This is a genomic window from Leptolyngbya sp. FACHB-261 (genome assembly GCF_014696065.1).
Taxonomy (GTDB): domain Bacteria; phylum Cyanobacteriota; class Cyanobacteriia; order FACHB-261; family FACHB-261; genus FACHB-261.
In genome coordinates, this window is sequence record NZ_JACJPL010000031.1 from 394087 (window position 1) to 409464 (window position 15378).

Annotated in this window: 11 protein-coding genes; 2 read left to right on the forward strand and 9 right to left on the reverse strand. The window is 54.6% G+C overall.

Annotated features, from left to right (window positions below; all coding sequences use genetic code 11):
* Nucleotides 1–85: 85 nt before the first annotated feature.
* The 3 genes from H6F94_RS26905 to H6F94_RS26915 all read right to left on the reverse strand — a co-directional run bounded on the left by H6F94_RS26905 (nt 86) and on the right by H6F94_RS26915 (nt 3578).
* Nucleotides 86–265, reverse strand: a complete 180-nt coding sequence (locus H6F94_RS26905; protein ID WP_190805344.1) for a hypothetical protein — start codon at nt 263–265, stop codon at nt 86–88.
* 159 nt (nt 266–424) lie between these two features.
* A complete protein-coding gene (locus H6F94_RS26910; RefSeq protein WP_190805345.1) occupies nt 425–2923 on the reverse strand; it encodes an NACHT domain-containing protein in 2499 nt (832 codons plus the stop codon).
* A 400-nt stretch (nt 2924–3323) separates the two neighbouring features.
* Nucleotides 3324–3578: a hypothetical protein gene (locus H6F94_RS26915; protein ID WP_190805346.1), complete on the reverse strand. Its 255-nt coding sequence runs from the start codon at nt 3576–3578 to the stop codon at nt 3324–3326.
* Nucleotides 3579–3866: 288 nt separating this feature from the next.
* Here H6F94_RS26915 and murJ point away from each other — a divergent pair, with 288 nt between their 5' ends.
* Both murJ and H6F94_RS33135 read left to right on the forward strand, forming a co-directional pair.
* Complete coding sequence (gene murJ, locus H6F94_RS26920) at nt 3867–5432, forward strand: murein biosynthesis integral membrane protein MurJ (RefSeq protein ID WP_190805347.1); 1566 nt, start codon at nt 3867–3869, stop codon at nt 5430–5432.
* 109 nt (nt 5433–5541) lie between these two features.
* Entirely contained in the window at nt 5542–7143 is a 1602-nt protein-coding gene (locus tag H6F94_RS33135) for a Calx-beta domain-containing protein (protein ID WP_190805348.1), read from the forward strand.
* A 130-nt stretch (nt 7144–7273) separates the two neighbouring features.
* Here H6F94_RS33135 and H6F94_RS26930 read toward each other — a convergent pair whose 3' ends face one another.
* The 6 genes from H6F94_RS26930 to H6F94_RS26955 form a co-directional block, all read right to left on the reverse strand.
* Entirely contained in the window at nt 7274–7471 is a 198-nt protein-coding gene (locus tag H6F94_RS26930; RefSeq protein WP_190805349.1) for a hypothetical protein, read from the reverse strand.
* A 330-nt stretch (nt 7472–7801) separates the two neighbouring features.
* Nucleotides 7802–8350: a nucleotidyltransferase family protein gene (locus H6F94_RS26935; RefSeq protein ID WP_190805350.1), complete on the reverse strand. Its 549-nt coding sequence runs from the start codon at nt 8348–8350 to the stop codon at nt 7802–7804.
* A 57-nt stretch (nt 8351–8407) separates the two neighbouring features.
* Nucleotides 8408–8737: a hypothetical protein gene (locus H6F94_RS26940; RefSeq protein ID WP_190805351.1), complete on the reverse strand. Its 330-nt coding sequence runs from the start codon at nt 8735–8737 to the stop codon at nt 8408–8410.
* A 12-nt stretch (nt 8738–8749) separates the two neighbouring features.
* The gene (locus tag H6F94_RS26945) at nt 8750–9133 is read right to left on the reverse strand and encodes a hypothetical protein (protein WP_190805352.1); all 384 of its coding nucleotides are present in this window, start codon (nt 9131–9133) and stop codon (nt 8750–8752) included.
* A gap of 503 nt (nt 9134–9636) precedes the next feature.
* A complete protein-coding gene (locus H6F94_RS26950; RefSeq protein ID WP_190805353.1) occupies nt 9637–13611 on the reverse strand; it encodes a WD40 repeat domain-containing protein in 3975 nt (1324 codons plus the stop codon).
* Complete coding sequence (locus H6F94_RS26955) at nt 13611–15152, reverse strand: TIR domain-containing protein (protein ID WP_190805354.1); 1542 nt, start codon at nt 15150–15152, stop codon at nt 13611–13613. Before H6F94_RS26955 ends, H6F94_RS26950 begins: the two co-directional genes overlap by 1 nt.
* Nucleotides 15153–15378: the final 226 nt, after the last annotated feature.

Below are 15378 nucleotides of genomic sequence, written 5' to 3' on the forward strand. Positions count from 1 at the left end.
CTTCCAGGTCAGCGGGCCAACGGGCAGGCTGACTGCACAACGCAGCCCGCCAATTCAGATTGCTGCTACTGACCCAAAGTACAACTCAGAGCTTGACAGCCACCTCAGGCATTGGAGCGGCCTGATCATCCTTACTAGGAGCAATATCGGTCGGCATGGTTTCAGCCGAGGCAGCACTCTCAGTACAACAGCCTGACTGCCAAAGTGCACCGGGAACATGCTTGCACACCTTTTTGGCTTCCTTGCCCTGCTCCTGATTGCTCACGTAAGCTGCTCCTTAACCGTAGGTGCGATACTGCACAGGAAGTATAACGCTTACGGCAAGCATCGGCAATGACCAGCAAGCATCGGCAAAGGCTCAGGAGATTGCCTTTGCCGACGACAAAACACACCAGGTGCGCTTCAACTCAGGTTGCAACCGTCATTAAGCAGCCTCGTATCGGTCTCGGACTAGCGAAGGCGGCAGCAGCAAGTCGGGGGCAATCCGGTCCCTGGGCAGGAGCAGACTGTCAATCAGCCGTTCGCGCAAATCCTTAGAAGAATAGCTATCGCCCTGCAAGCACTCCAGCAGCAGGTGGCTGACGTAGAGATAATCCTCTAGAGCCGTTGCATCTTCTTCTGAGAATTTCACATCGTAGCCAACATCCAGGTATTGAGTCATCGCTTCCCGCAGCCCATGCGCCCACACTCGCCAGCCCAAACCCGGTACATCAGCCCGTGGTTTGTAATTCCTCAGGGTGACCAACTCTTCAACCAGTTCGGTGTAGCCCAAGTCTTCTGCATCAGCGATGGCCCCTTCTAATCTAGGCACGATTTCCAGGTCACCCTGAAGCACATCACTCAATAGCGCATAGTCATGCTCTTCTTCAAGGTTGGTGGGCTCAGAAACCTGGGCACAGGCGCAGGCTAAAGTCAGCACAACCCCCAAATCTAGTTCGAGTTTGCATTTCGGTTGCCGGGGCATGATCTTTTTGCGTTCGAGGTTCAGCCCTCTTAGCTCAGCCGAAAGTTTGTAGGCCAGGCTGTGGTCGATTTTGGCTCGATTATTAATGTAGAGATCGATGTCCAAATCGAGCGCTAAATAAGCAGCCCGCCAGGAACTCGATGCCACATTAGAAGCGGTAGTCACTCGATCCAACCAACTCAGCATTTGCTGAAGCGGTTCATTATCCACGAGGTCATTGATCTGACAGAACATCAAACGCAAAAACTCGTTGCTATCGGCCAGTCGCTCCACCGTCATTTTGAAAACTTCCCGCCACTGACGGTCAGTTACATGCTGCCGAATCACCTGACTGACAATGCTGGAATTGCGGCTCTCCAGAATGTACTGAACCGTAAAATATTCCTGAAACGTGAGGTGAGAAAACGAGTAAATGCCTTTGGCCTGTTCAACCAAAAGCCCATCTTGAGCTTCAATCGCCGTCAAAATTGCCTGGCTTTCCTGAGCAATAGTCTCGGTCTCAACGCCAGGAATATTCTCAATAAAGCGACGAATGAGATCCCAAAGCTCCCATTTTTGCCAAAAGTACTTCTGGGGCTTCTGGTCAAAGGCGTGATAAGCAATATCCGACAGCAAATTGATCTTGCGCTGACGCGATAGTTTGTCGGTATAAAGCTGTGTCCGCTTCATGCGACGGCTGGCGTCCCACTTGCGCAGCAGTGTGTCTACGGCGTCGTCGTAGAGCGAGTAGCGATTCTTGGGGAAGTCAAACTTGTCCTCAAAGGTCCAGCACAACATGGTCAACAGCAACGGGCTAGTTGCCAGCTCCCGAACCGAGGGATTGTCTAGCAAAACCTCCAAGAATCTTTCGCCTGTGTCCGGCTCCATGCGCACGCGGAACCAGTTGCGCACGAATTCTTCGATTTGATCTTGATCGAAGTCCGCAACCTCAACATCAGTGAAGTCGGGGAAGACATATTCGGAAGCGCCTACCCGACAGCTAATCGCGAAATGATTGTGGGCGTAGCGTTGCGTGAACTCATCAATGGCTCGATAGACTCGCTCCGATTCCGCATCAACCACTTCATCTAAGGCATCTAGCAGAACGACGCATTTGCCCTGTTTCAGCAGATTCTCAACGACTGTTTCAGGGTCATCAATAAAGGGTTCAAACTCCTGAGTAATTGCCTCCAAAAGGCTCAAGCGACGCTTGTCTTCGGCAAAGGTCTTGAGCTGGATAAAGATAGGAATGGGAGGCTCTTTCAGCTCACCCATCGGACAGTGATGACAATGTTCAATGGGAAAGTGCAACGCCAAATGTTTCAGCAGCGTGGTTTTGCCTGCACCCGGCTTACCCCAGATCATCAGTTTGCAATGGTGCTTGACGGCTTCTAGAGCATCGACTCGCTCTTCATCACCCATGTAGGTAAGTCGATTCAGGCTTTGATCTTTGCCACTTTCTAGGGCTGCTAAAAACTCTTTAATCGTCCGAGGTTTGCGCCCGCGAATACTTTTAAAGACATTCACCTGCGTCCGGATGTTATCCAGATTCACCGGCTCAGTCATGCTCAGCACCTTCATGCTGCCGCACTTGCGCCTGAGATATTGCTGGTAGCGCTCTAGCCAATCATCAGCTTCTAAAGCTTCGTTCGCCTTAGCTTGCTCTAGTCCAGCTTGGCCTGAGGGTTCTGTGAGTATTTGCTCAGCTGATTGCCGTAGAGCTTCCTGATAGCTTTTACAATCTAATAGGACCGAGCAGAGATAGTTGAGATTTTTCTCTAAGGAAACTTTTTGGGTATCAGAGCCAAAGAAATTACGAATGGTCCGTTCTGAAATTAAGTTATCTTTCGGATCGTCAAGTTCGTGCTGATAGAGGCTATTGAGTTTGGCAATTAATTGCTTATAAGAGCTGTGATACTTTTCTGAATAAGCTTGTTTCAATCGCCTAAATACATCTTGATCAACCTGAATCCTTGCCATCTCTACATCCTTTCAGACCTAACCAAGCTTAAGACTTCTCATCAACTTAAAAAATCAATTCATCATATCCCAGGCAATTCCGGCTTTTCAATCAGCTCTTGCCCTTACCGCTCGTTACCCATCACTACCGCAGACTGCCTGAAAGTATTTTCCAGGCTTTCCTAGGCGTTTCCGGTCTTAATCTTGCAGATAAGGCTGGAAATACCTTCTAAACCCGGCTAAGCAGTGCTAGCTCCTTCAAGCTGCCGAACACTTCCCTTTCAATTCAAAACTTGTTCTAAAACCCAGGTTTCTGCTCAAGGTTGAGCCAAATATGGAGATATTACAGTTTAGTACTGCTTTACCCCCCTCCCAGCAACTACCTCAAGGTAGAAATCAATGAAAATGATCGGGTGGTAGGTCACTGCGGGTTCTGAGACTGGATATGCGCATCAAGATGCGCTAGGCTAACGTCTGGATCAGACAGGTTTGGTGGTCCTTCCAGGCGGTGACGCGGCAAGCCCCCTAACCGCTCAATCACACTTCTGCCCGGCTGCATCGCTAGCCAGCGTTCTTGAATGAGACTCTGTAGCAGGCTGCTCTCATCCGTTTGAGCATAAGCTACTAAGTCAGCTAGCTGCTGCTCGGTTTGTTCATCGAGGTTGATGTTGCGCATTGCAATCGTATGGCTTTGATTTTATAGCTCTGACAAGGGCAATATTAGCCTGACTATTAATAATAATAACTGGACCAGTAACTTCGAAAGAGAAGGGCAATCACCTGGTAAAGCTAAATTAAAAAGCTATAGTCCTAGTTGAAGCCGAAATTATAACGAGCAACCTTGCTTGTTCCTTGCTGTCTAACTGCAAGGAACCGAGCGGGAAGTTCACAAGTTTTGAGGCTGGCGACAGGGCTGGTTTCAAGCTTCAATAAATGAGCTTACTCAGACCGTCCGAGCCTACCCATGTCCGATGTTTCCAAACCCGCCCGTTCCCTGGCGGGCATTGCCGGGATTGTTGCTGTTGCAACCTTAATTAGCAAGCTGGCAGGGCTTGTGCGGCAGCAGGTGATTGCCGCTGAGTTCGGCGTGGGGCCAGCGGTGGATGCCTACACCTATGCCTATGTCATCCCCGGCTTTCTGTTCATTTTGTTGGGGGGCATCAACGGCCCTTTCCACAGTTCGATTATTAGCGTCCTGGCCAAACGCCCCAAAGAAGAAGCAGCGCCACTGGTCGAGACGATCACCACACTAGTCGGCGGCGTTCTACTGTTGGTGACCGTGGGCTTGATGCTCTTTGCCGAACCCCTGATCCAACTGATCGCCCCCGGCGCCCCGCCCGAGGTCAGAACCATTGCGGTCGAGCAGTTCCGGATCATGGCCCCACTAGCTGTTTTCTCGGGCCTGATCGGCATTGGCTTTGGCACCCTCAATGCTGCTGACCTCTATTGGTTGCCCTCGGTCAGTCCGATGTTTTCCAGTGGTGCTGTGGTCGTGGCAGTGTTGCTGTTTGCCGAGCGCTTTGGTCCGGCAGTTCTAGCCTGGGGCACCTTGTTCGGCGCAGTCTTGCAATGGCTGGTGCAGATTCCGCCGCAGTGGAAAGCGGGCATGGGTACGTTGCGCCTGCGCTTCGAGTTCAAGCGCCCTGGCATGGGCGAAATCAGCAAACTGATGGGACCAGCAACGCTCTCGTCTGGCATGCTGCTAATCAATGTCTACACCAGTCTGCTGTTTGCCTCGCAACTACCAGTGGGAGCTGCTGCCGCCCTGGGTTATGCGCAACTGCTAGTGCTGACGCCGCTGGGCATTCTCTCCAATGTGATTCTGGTGCCCTATCTGCCGATTTTTGCCAAAGCAGTGGCGGCAGGCGATTGGGTAGAACTCAAGGAGCGCATTCGTCAAAGCCTTGTGCTCACAGCCCTGACTATGATGCCGTTAGGAGCCTTGATGAGTGTGCTGGCCTTACCAGCAGTGCGCGTGATCTATGAGCGCGATGCCTTCGATTTGAACGCATCGCAGCTGGTGTCTTCGGTACTGGTGGCCTACGCCGTGGGTATGTTCGTTTACTTGGGCCGAGATGTCCTGGTGCGGGTGTTTTACGCCTTGGGCGATGGCGAGATGCCCTTTAAGGTCAGCTTGCTAGGGGTTGGCCTCAATATTGCCTTCTGCGCTCTGTTCACCAAGACCTCAGGGGCAGCGGGTTTGGCACTGGCAACGGCAACCGTCAATCTGATCTCGATGGCGATTATGCTGCGGGTGCTGGGTAAGCGGCTGAATGGTTTGGCCTGGCAAGGCTTGGGTTGGCCGTTGGTTGGGCTTTTGGTGGGTTCAGGACTGACAGGTCTAGTGGGTTGGGGAGTTTTGCAGGGCACGCAACGGCTGTGGGGCACCGAAGGCTTGGGATTGCAACTGTTGGAGCTGGCCCTGGCAGGGGGTCTAGGTATCGCAGTGTTCGCGCTGTGCATACTACCGCTCCGCTTGCCGGAAGTAGATATGTTCACAGGTCGGCTATTGGCGAAGCTGCGGCGTTGAGCAGAATAGCTTAAAGCCAGTGCTCTTACGGGCAGCTTTTTGAAGGCTGAGTTATAACTGACACGTTCCTATACGTAGGAACCTATCCTCTCAGCCTGCCGAAATTCTGATGAGCGCTGATCGCTTCGACCTTCAGTTCGACTACCGCTTTGATACCAATAACTGGTTCACAGCTGAGCGCCGGGCAACCCTAGAGGCGGCAGCAAGCGTTTGGCAAAACATCATTCGCGATGAGTTCACCAACATCCCAGTTGGCACCCAGCTCTTTGTGCAAAACCCTCAAACGGGTCAGACACAGTACCTGACTTCGGATGCTGAAATTGATGATCTGGTCGTGTTTGTTGGCGCTCAAAATTTTGGTGGACCCAACGGCACTTTAGCCCTAGGCGGCTCTTCGTTTTTGGCGGTGGAAGGAACTGAGCTGGATAGGCGACGGCTGGGCGCGGACTTTGAGCCCTGGACCGGCCAAATCACCTTTGATTCAACCGAGCGCTGGTTCTTTGACCTCACCCCCGATACGGCGAGTGATATTCCAGCAAACAGCACTGATTTTCTCTCGGTAGCAGTACATGAGTTAGGCCATATTTTAGGCTTTTCATCTTCGGCCAATGCTTTTGCGAATTTGACTCAGGGCGGCTATTTTTACGGTTCAGCTGTCAGGGCCTTGAATCAGAATAATCCGATTCCCCTAGATTCTGACTTGAGCCATATTCGCGAGGGATTCACGATTAACGGCTTGGGTGAGGCCTTGATGAGTCCGATTTACGAGCCTGGCACTCGGACTCTGCCTAAGGCGTTAGATATTGCTGTATTACAAGACATTGGCTATAGCGTTGATTATTCATCTGCCTATGCAATAAGACTAGAGGGCAGCACGGTTGTTGAACGGGCGAGTGGTAGCATTGCCCAGTTTAAAGTCACGCTTGCAGGCCCAAGCCTTCAGCCAATTACAGTTAACTATGCAACCGTTGACGGCACCAGCAACAACAATGATTACCTTGCCAGCAGTGGCACTCTAACGTTCAATCCAGGCGAGACTAGCAAAACTGTCGATGTCTTGGTTTTGGATGACAACTGGAATGAAGCGGATGAAAGCTTCGACTTGCTTTTATCGAACTCGACTAATGCGGTCATTGCCAATGGTCGCGCCACGGCTCTTGTCACCGATACAGTGCGCTCGGCAATCACTACCACGCTTCAACCAGGCGTTGAGAACTTAACCTTGACAGGTGCAGGCAATATTACGGGTCGAGGCAATGCCAACGACAATGTTCTAACCGGCAACTCTGGCCGCAATGCGCTCTACGGTGGTGCAGGTCATGACCGGTTGCTGGGCTTTGCAGAGAACGACACCCTGGTCGGCGGTGCGGGTCAAGATACTTTAATTGGCGGCGGCGGGCAGGACAAGCTATTTCTGGGGCTGGACTGGGAGCGAGATACAGTTCGTTATGTCAGGGGCAGTGGTCAGGATTGGGTCAACCAGTTTCGCACTGGCGTAGGCGGTGATGTGCTGTCGTTTGGCAACATCCAGGCTGTTGATGTGGTTCGCTTGGGCAGCAGCAGTGAGTTTCGCTCGGGGGATGGCATTGGGGGTAATGCGGGTTTTGGCACAGGGGAATTGCTGCTGACTTTGAACAATACCTTCTTTGGTGGTGCCCATGTCGGTAGCAACATTGCTCCTGCGGTACGGCCTGCGGTTAGGTTCTGGTAGCTGCCTGATTAGGTAGAAGCAATCACAAAGTCTCAACAGATTAGCGCCAGCCAAACGAGGGGTAAGCTCAGGATTGGCTGGCGCTGTGCGCTTTAGGCTAGGCATTCAGGCGCAAGTAGCTCTTTGCGAGTTAGAGCTTATCGATTACCTTTTTGGCCTGTTTTTTGAAGTCTTTCTTAGCGCCTTTGGTGGTGTGCTGAGCTTGATCAATGGTGTTTTCGGCGTGATCTTGTAGCTTGTCAGCAGCTTTGTCGATGTTGTCTTTGAGATCGCTAGCAGTGTCTTTCAGGTTTTCTGTGAGCGATTTAGCTGTCTTTTTGAGATCCATAATTGCTTCTCTCCCTCAGTTCTAAAATTTTCTGTGATGCTCTTATATAAAGCGTACAGGCTAGCAAAGGAGTTAGCCCTCCGCTCTAGGGAAGAATTTCCTGTCTGTTAGATTATCCATAAAGACTGCTCACAAGCTAAAAGCTGCGAGCTAAGAGCCTGATTAAAGTTAGGTTATGAGCAGCCTTTAATTGAGGAGCCTTATAGGTGGGTTCTGTATTGAAGGATTAATTTAGTGTTCTATTTGACCATTTAAGGTGGAACTAGTTGGTTGTTAGGCAGTTTTAGCTCAATTGATTGCACTCATTTCATTGGGCTTAGTTCATTGAGCTTAGTTCAAGGGCGAGGCTAAACGCAGGTTAGGGCATTTTTCCAGGAAGGAGGCGGCTTTGCGTTCGGCGTCGGGGTTTTGGAGATGGGCAGGGCTGGGGCGAATGATGCCGTTGAACAGGTCATCGAGACCGTAGGGAGTGAAGAACTGCCATTGGCCCAAGTAGTTCAGCCGAATCCCTACGGCAGTGGCGGTGTGCAACCAATCGGCAACCCCATCTTCGGTGCTGCTGTAGGGGCGGCGACCGGCACGCCAGACGGCGAAACTGGCTTGGTTTTTGACATCGAACACTGCGTCGGGAAATTGCTGGGCGAGGGTTTGTTTGGCAGCTAGTTCTTGCTCTCGGTCGCCGTTGGCGTCATAGAAGGCGACATCGAAGTCTTTGATCACCAGGCCACAATTAGTTCCATACAGGGATTTCCAGACGGTGTTGCGCACGGCTCCACCGGCCAGCCACCAGTTCGGCAAGTTCAGAGCGGCGATGGCAGGTAGGACTTTGCCCACGGGGGAGTCGGCCAGGATGGTTTGGAGATGTGAGCAATCGGTCATGGGTTCTGCGTTGGCGGGGAGCGAGGGGCAACAATCAGTTTCCGTTACCAGTTTCGATTAAAGCTGGGCGCGCAGGGCCATTTGGATCAGTTGGGGGTTCAGATGGCAGAGGATGACGGAGCGACCGGCATCGGTGAGGACGCGCTGACGTTCGGTGTAGTGGCAGGCTTCGAGGGGGAGCAGCAGGCGGTTGACTTCGGGTTCTTTGAGGTTGCATTGCAGGACGAGCAGGGAAATGGGGACGCTGGCTTTGAGGCTGCGGGGGTCGGTGTAGTTGGCGATTAGGAGCAGGAGCAGTTTGGATTGGGGCGAGAGGTTGAGGTTGCGGCTGATGTAGTCCCAGAGCATGAGGCGGGTTTGAGAGGGGTTGAGATGGGAGGTGTTCATTGGGTTGGGGCCTTAGGGGTTGGGGGTGTAGAAGCTGCGCAGGTTGAGGTCGAGGTCGAGTTGGGCTTTGCGTTGTTGCCACAGGCGACGCAGGTAGGCAATGGTGTCGGCGGCGTAGGTGAAGCGTTCGATTTCGCGTTTGAGGAGTTGGCCGAGTTCTTGCAGGGTTTGATGGTTTGGGCTGTGGCGGATGGCTTGGACGCAGGCTTCGAGCCATTGAATAAGGTTGCGGTAACTGATGAATTGGCCGCCGCGATCTTTGCGATGCACAAACAGGACGTTGGCCCATTGCTCGAAACGCAGAATTAGGCCGGGTGGAATGCCTAAATAGGTGGCGAGATAGCTGAGGGAAATCTCGAATTGACGGGGATTGATTAGGTGCAAAAGTTGGCGCATGGGGATGCGGGTAAAAGGGAAAGAAGAGATGCAGGGGTGATTTCTTTTGCGGGAATGTTGCACTGGGCAGGAAGACCCTGCCCCTACGGAATTGGTGATTAAAAATTGAGGGGTTTGCAATTTCGCGGTCGTGGGTAGGGGCAGGGTTTTCCTGCCCTTCAGGGCAACCACAATGCGGCCCGCGGGTAGGGGCGAGGTTGTCTCGCCCCTACCGGGATGCCGCCAAATGATTAGCCACCCCGTTGATTTGCATTGCAAGTCGGGGTGGCTAGGAGGGTGTTAAAATCACCCGTTAGCCTCCTGACTGTGCTGATCACAGTTTGGGGGTCAGCTACTCAGAAGTTGCCTAAAGCTTTTGAGTAGCGCTTCAGTTTTAAGGGGTCTGTTTCGTAAATCAAAACCTCCATCTGAACGGTTAGCGATTACGTTATCAGAGGGATAGGAACTGATGCAAGATATTTGGAGAAAATAGGGTCTTCTCTATCTTTTCAAGATGGCTTTGATTAACGTGTTCCAATGCCGTCGCACATATGACGATCTTCTGGGCTGACATTGGGATTGTTCTTCAGATAGCCCTGTACCCAATTGCAGCCGCGTGTCAGTAGCTCATCAAGGTCAAAATTCCAGAGGATGATGCTCTTGTCCGCACTAGCCGAAGCCAGGGTCTTGCCATCGGGGCTCCAACTCACGCTATAGACCTCAGCACTGTGACCAGAGAGGGTCTTGAGCAGCTGGCCCGTCTCCACACTCCACAGCTTGATGCTCTTGTCCCAACTAGCCGAAGCCAGGGTCTTGCCATCGGGACTCCAACTGATGCTCCAGACCACATCAGTGTGACCAGAGAGGGTCTTGAGCAGCTGGCCCGCCTCCACACTCCACAGCTTGATGCTCTTGTCCCAACTAGCCGAAGCCAGGGTCTTGCCATCGGGACTCCAACTGATGCTCCAGACCACATCAGTGTGACCAGAGAGGGTCTTGAGCAGCTGGCCCGCCTCCACACTCCACAGCTTGATGCTCTTGTCCCAACTAGCCGAAGCCAGGGTCTTGCCATCGGGACTCCAACTGATGCTCCAGACCACATCAGTGTGACCAGAGAGGGTCTTGAGCAGCTGGCCTGTCTCCACACTCCACAGCTTGATGCTCTTGTCATTGCTAGCCGAAGCCAGGGTCTTGCCATCGGGACTCCAACTCACGCTATAGACCTCAGCAATGTGGCCAGAGAGGGTCTTGAGCGGCTGGCCCGTCTCCACACTCCACAGCTTGATGCTCTTGTCATTGCTAGCCGAAGCCAGGGTCTTGCCATCGGGGCTCCAACTCACGCTATAGACCACATCAGTGTGACCAGAGAGGGTCTTGAGCAGCTGGCCCGTCTCCACACTCCACAGCTTGATGCTCTTGTCCGCACTAGCCGAAGCTAGGGTCTTGCCATCGGGACTCCAACTCACGCCCCCGACTGCATCGGTGTGACCAGAGAGGGTCTTAAACGGCTGGCCCGTCTCCACACTCCACAGCTTGATGCTCTTGTCCGCACTAGCCGAAGCCAGGGTCTTGCCATCGGGACTCCAACTCACGCTCCAGACCTCAGAGCTGTGGCCCGAGAGAGTCTTGAGCGGCTGGCCCGTCTCCATACTCCACAGCTTGATGCTCTTGTCCCAACTAGCCGAAGCCAGGGTCTTGCCATCGGGACTCCAACTCACGCTAGGGACCACATCAGTGTGACCAGAGAGGGTCTTGAGCGGCTGGCCTGTCTCCACACTCCACAGCTTGATGCTCTTGTCATTGCTAGCCGAAGCCAGGGTCTTGCCATCGGGACTCCAACTCACGCTATAGACCTCAGCAATGTGGCCAGAGAGGGTCTTGAGCGGCTGGCCCGTCTCCACACTCCACAGCTTGATGCTCTTGTCCGCACTAGCCGAAGCCAGAGTCTTACCATCGGGACTCCAACTGATGCCCCCGACTGCAGCACTGTGACCAGAGAGGGTCTTGAGCGGCTGGCCCGTCTCCACACTCCACAGCTTGATGCTCTTGTCCTTACTAGCCGAAGCCAGGGTCTTGCCATCAGGACTCCAACTCACGCTCCAGACCGCAGCACTGTGACCAGAGAGGGTCTTGAGCGGCTGGCCCGTCTCCACACTCCACAGCTTGATGCTCTTGTCATCACTAGCCGAAGCCAGGGTCTTGCCATCGGGACTCCAACTGATGCCCCCGACTGCATCGGTGTGACCAGAGAGGGTCTTAAACGGCTGGCCCGTCTCCACACTCCACAGCTTGATGCTCTTGTCCTTACTAGCCGAAGCTAGGGTCTTGCCATCGGGACTCCAACTCACGCTAATGACCGTAGCAGTGTGACCAGAGAGGGTCTTGAGCGGCTGGCCCGTCTCCACACTCCACAGCTTGATGCTCTTGTCCCGACTAGCCGAAGCCAGGGTCTTGCCATCGGGACTCCAACTGATGCTCCAGACCGCATCACTGTGACCCTCTAGGCGATTGCGCTCACTGGTCCCGTAGACCACTTGCCATAACGCGACCAAAGCCTGAACTCGAATCAAAGGATCGGCTGTCCTGCCCGCCTTTTGCAACTGGATTCCGCCCTTAAGACCAGGTATTAAAGCATCGAGGCCTGAGTTCAGAGAGAAAAGCTGTTCTGAGGAAGTACTCAAAGCTTTGATCTCGTTGTTTTGAGCTTTGCGCGACTGAATAAAAGCCACGACTCCCAAGCCGACGGCAACCACCAAGCCAGCAACGGCAACCACTAGGGCAAAGGTTATGGTTTTCCGGGCTTTCTTTTGGCGTTCAATTTCTTCTCGTTGTCGCTGAAGTTCCTCCTGCTGGCTTCGCTCCTGTTCCGCTGCTTCAGCATCACGGGCTGCGAGACTTGCATCCAAAAACTGCATCGACTGCTCAAAGCGAGAATTGTACCGTTGCGCCCAGGCGGCATTCGGTTTGTTTTGCTCACGCCAATTTAAGCCAATGCTCAATTCTGGATCTCTGCCCAGTCCAGCAGTTCCCTGCTGGTACATGGTTGAGGTATCCGCCAAGCGGCGATAGATTCGAGCCGAGCTGGCCTCTTCATCCACCCACTCATTCAATCGCTGCCAGACTCGCATCAAGCTCTCATGCGAGATATCCAGCACCGTATCTTCAGTCAGCACCACACCCGCAGGCGGCATCAGAAATGAGCGGCTAGGACCTCGGTAGTCTTCAACAATGGCAGCGACCTCCGCCGCCTCGGCCTCTGCTACTGCGCACACTTCTCGCAATCGCGTGGGTCGCCGAATGCCTCGCCCATCGGGGCCTTTCTCGGTCAGACACTTAAACAGCTTTTCAGCAATCTTGCGGCAGCGTTCATCTGGCAAGCCGTTGTAAATCTCATCTGCGTGACGCGATAGCGCCTCGGCCATGCCACCAATCGCCTCATAGTGGCGTAGATCGATGGGCTCCCCCGGTTCCCGGTGGTTCGTCCAGTAATCCCAAGTCCGCATTAGTGCATGTTGCAGAATTGGCAACTGGTCCGGGCTATCGCCCACATCATTCAGCAACCGATTCACCAAACGCGGAGCCATCTCCGCCCCACCCACCGCCACCGGCCCCGTAATCGCTGCCCGTCGCTGCTCCCGCGTCATGCGCGGAATTAAATACTGACTATCGTTCAGCATCTCCGGCAAGTCGCGGAACTGCGCACAATCGCCCAGAAAATCTGAGCGCATCGTCAGCACCACATAAACCGGCACCTGCCGCTGCCCCACTGCCTCCAGCAACAGCTTCACAAACGCCGCCGCCTCATCCCCCGCCGCCTGCCCACTGCTCTGCTTGAAGCGAAACAGCTCCTCAAACTGATCCACCACCACCAGCAGATTCTCCGCCTCCGGCAACCGGGCCTGTTGCACCACCTCCACCAGCCCCAACGCCCCCCGCCGCAGCGTCGTCTCCGTCAAAATCGCCCGTACCTCCAACTCCCCCACTGACAAAGCCAATAAACTCCGCTCCCCCTCCCCTCGCAGGGGAGGGGCTAGGGGAGAGGTCTCCAACCTCCAGTCCCCCTCCCCTACGAGGGGAGACCCTAGGGAAGCGCTCTCCTCCCCCCGCAAGCCAGAAGCCAAAGGCGAAACCTCCTCCAACCTCCGGTCCCCCTCCCCTCGCAGGGGAGGGGCTAGGGGAGAGGTCCCCAACCCATCCGCCTGATTCAGCGCCCTAGCCAAATTGCCAATTGGGTCATCGCCGGGACGCAGCAACGCCACCCGCCAGCTTGAGCCCGCCTGCGTCATAAAGCCACTGTGCAACGCTGGCAACAAACCCGCCCGCACCAGCGAAGACTTGCCACTGCCCGAAGTGCCGACCACCGCCAGAAACCGGGTGCGCCGCAACCGCCGCAACAACTCATCCGTTTGCCCTTCCCGGCCAAAAAACAGATGGTCCTCATGCGCCTCAAAAGGCCGCAGCCCCGGAAACGGATTGAGGCGAGTCTGAGTGCTAACCATTAGCGCAACGCTCCTTTGTCCCGCAGCACTTGCTCCTCGAAAGGTTTGAGGGCTGTAGCCGAGAAAGCCTCAAAGCTCTTAATCACCAGCGCCTCATTAGTGCGAAAGCGCTGCTTCTGGGGCGTCTCAGACCCAGCAACATAAACCGCTTTTGCCAACAGCGCACTCGACCGGCCATAGCCCGCCGCCTTCTGCAACTCCCGCAGCTTCGTGCGCAACCACAGCTCACTGCCCGCGCCGTAGTAGATCAGTGCCGCATCGCAATCGCGCAAACTGTCCTGGTGGTACTGCCGCACCTCCGCCTCATCTCCCTCAAACAGCGACGGCAGCACCTCAAAACCCTGGTCCCAGAGATAGCTCTCCAAAGGCTCAATCGCCTCCAGGTCGCGCTGGTCGCAGATCAAATAAACCCGAGCTGGCCCTGCTTCGCTCAGCATAGGCTCCTTGGCTATCGCACCAAGGCTCAGCCGGTCCTGAATCAGCGTCTTCAACTCCTCCAGGCTGGTTTGCAACACCTCAGAGTCATCCTGCAACGCCTGGAGAAATTCCGCCTGACGCGGCTCTTGCACCTGGGCATCCGGTGGCATCCAGACCAAGCGCGTAAAGGCTGGGTCCCTGCGGTCGCGCTCCAGCGCCAACTGATGCTGCAACACCACCACCGAGCGCTCCGCCCCCTCGGGCACAATGCCATAACGACCCCCAACCAAATGGATCGAGAGCGTGCATCGCGCCAAATACTCCCGCACGCTCTGCTCAAACTCCGGACTGTAGGGGAGCGGCTGGTCGGGCAGCACCACATGGCCCCGCTGCTGTAGCTCCCGCCGGATCTTGTCGCGTTCAGGGCTAAGGTCAGAGGTGGTCTCAGCCAGGTAGATGGTGGTGCCAGTGGGAGCAGCGACTTGAGGCAAAGGGCCATTGGGGTCGATGCTCAGCGTGTCTAGAAGCTGATGGATATCCTGGGACAGATCATCCAGCTTGGCCCAATAGTTGCGCTCAGCCTCCGGCCCAAAAATGCGGTTAAATTCCCGCCGTCGGCCTGTCTGGTCGACCTGATAAAACTCGTAGCCCAGCAACGGCTGCAACTCCTCCGGGTGCTGCTCCTGGGGGATCGGCGTCTTGATGACCTTAAAGATGCGCACCTTATTGGCAACCCGCACGCCACCCGTTTGCTCAGCCGCTCGGCAAAACTCCTTCAGCTCCCTAACGCACCATTCCGAGCGCACATAGCGAGGCGAGAGCACTGACACCAGCAGCGCCACCTTGGGAAACTGCTCCACAATCGTCAGCCCAAAGTCGTCGTTGCCTTGCAGTTTGAGATCCCGCCAGATTCTAGGGCGTTCCCCGCGCAGTTGGCCTAAGCGAATCTCCAGGGCCGTGTGAAAATCCGAGATCCAGCCCTCCTGCCCCTGCGTCAGCGGCTGGTTATCAATATGGGCGTAGCTGATGAAGATGTCGTTCTCAAAGCCCATGACTTGCCTCGCAGCCCTCACCCCAGCCTCCGAGGCCCCGGCCTGCGCCTCCGCACGAAACTCGCAATCCAAGAGCACAGCAAGGGAAAGACCTGATCAGCCATACAGCTTGCTAGAGGTCTTGCCTTGGCTTGAGTTCAGCATAGCCGAGCCCCTTGCACAAGGATCAGAGAAGGCCGTTCAGCTTCCAGAGTTCTCTGTTTAACTCGCAGAGTTCATGGCTCAGCTTCCAGAGTTCGCCGCTTAGCTCGCAGAGTTCATTGTTTGCCTTTCAGAGTTCGTTGTTTAGCTTTCAGAG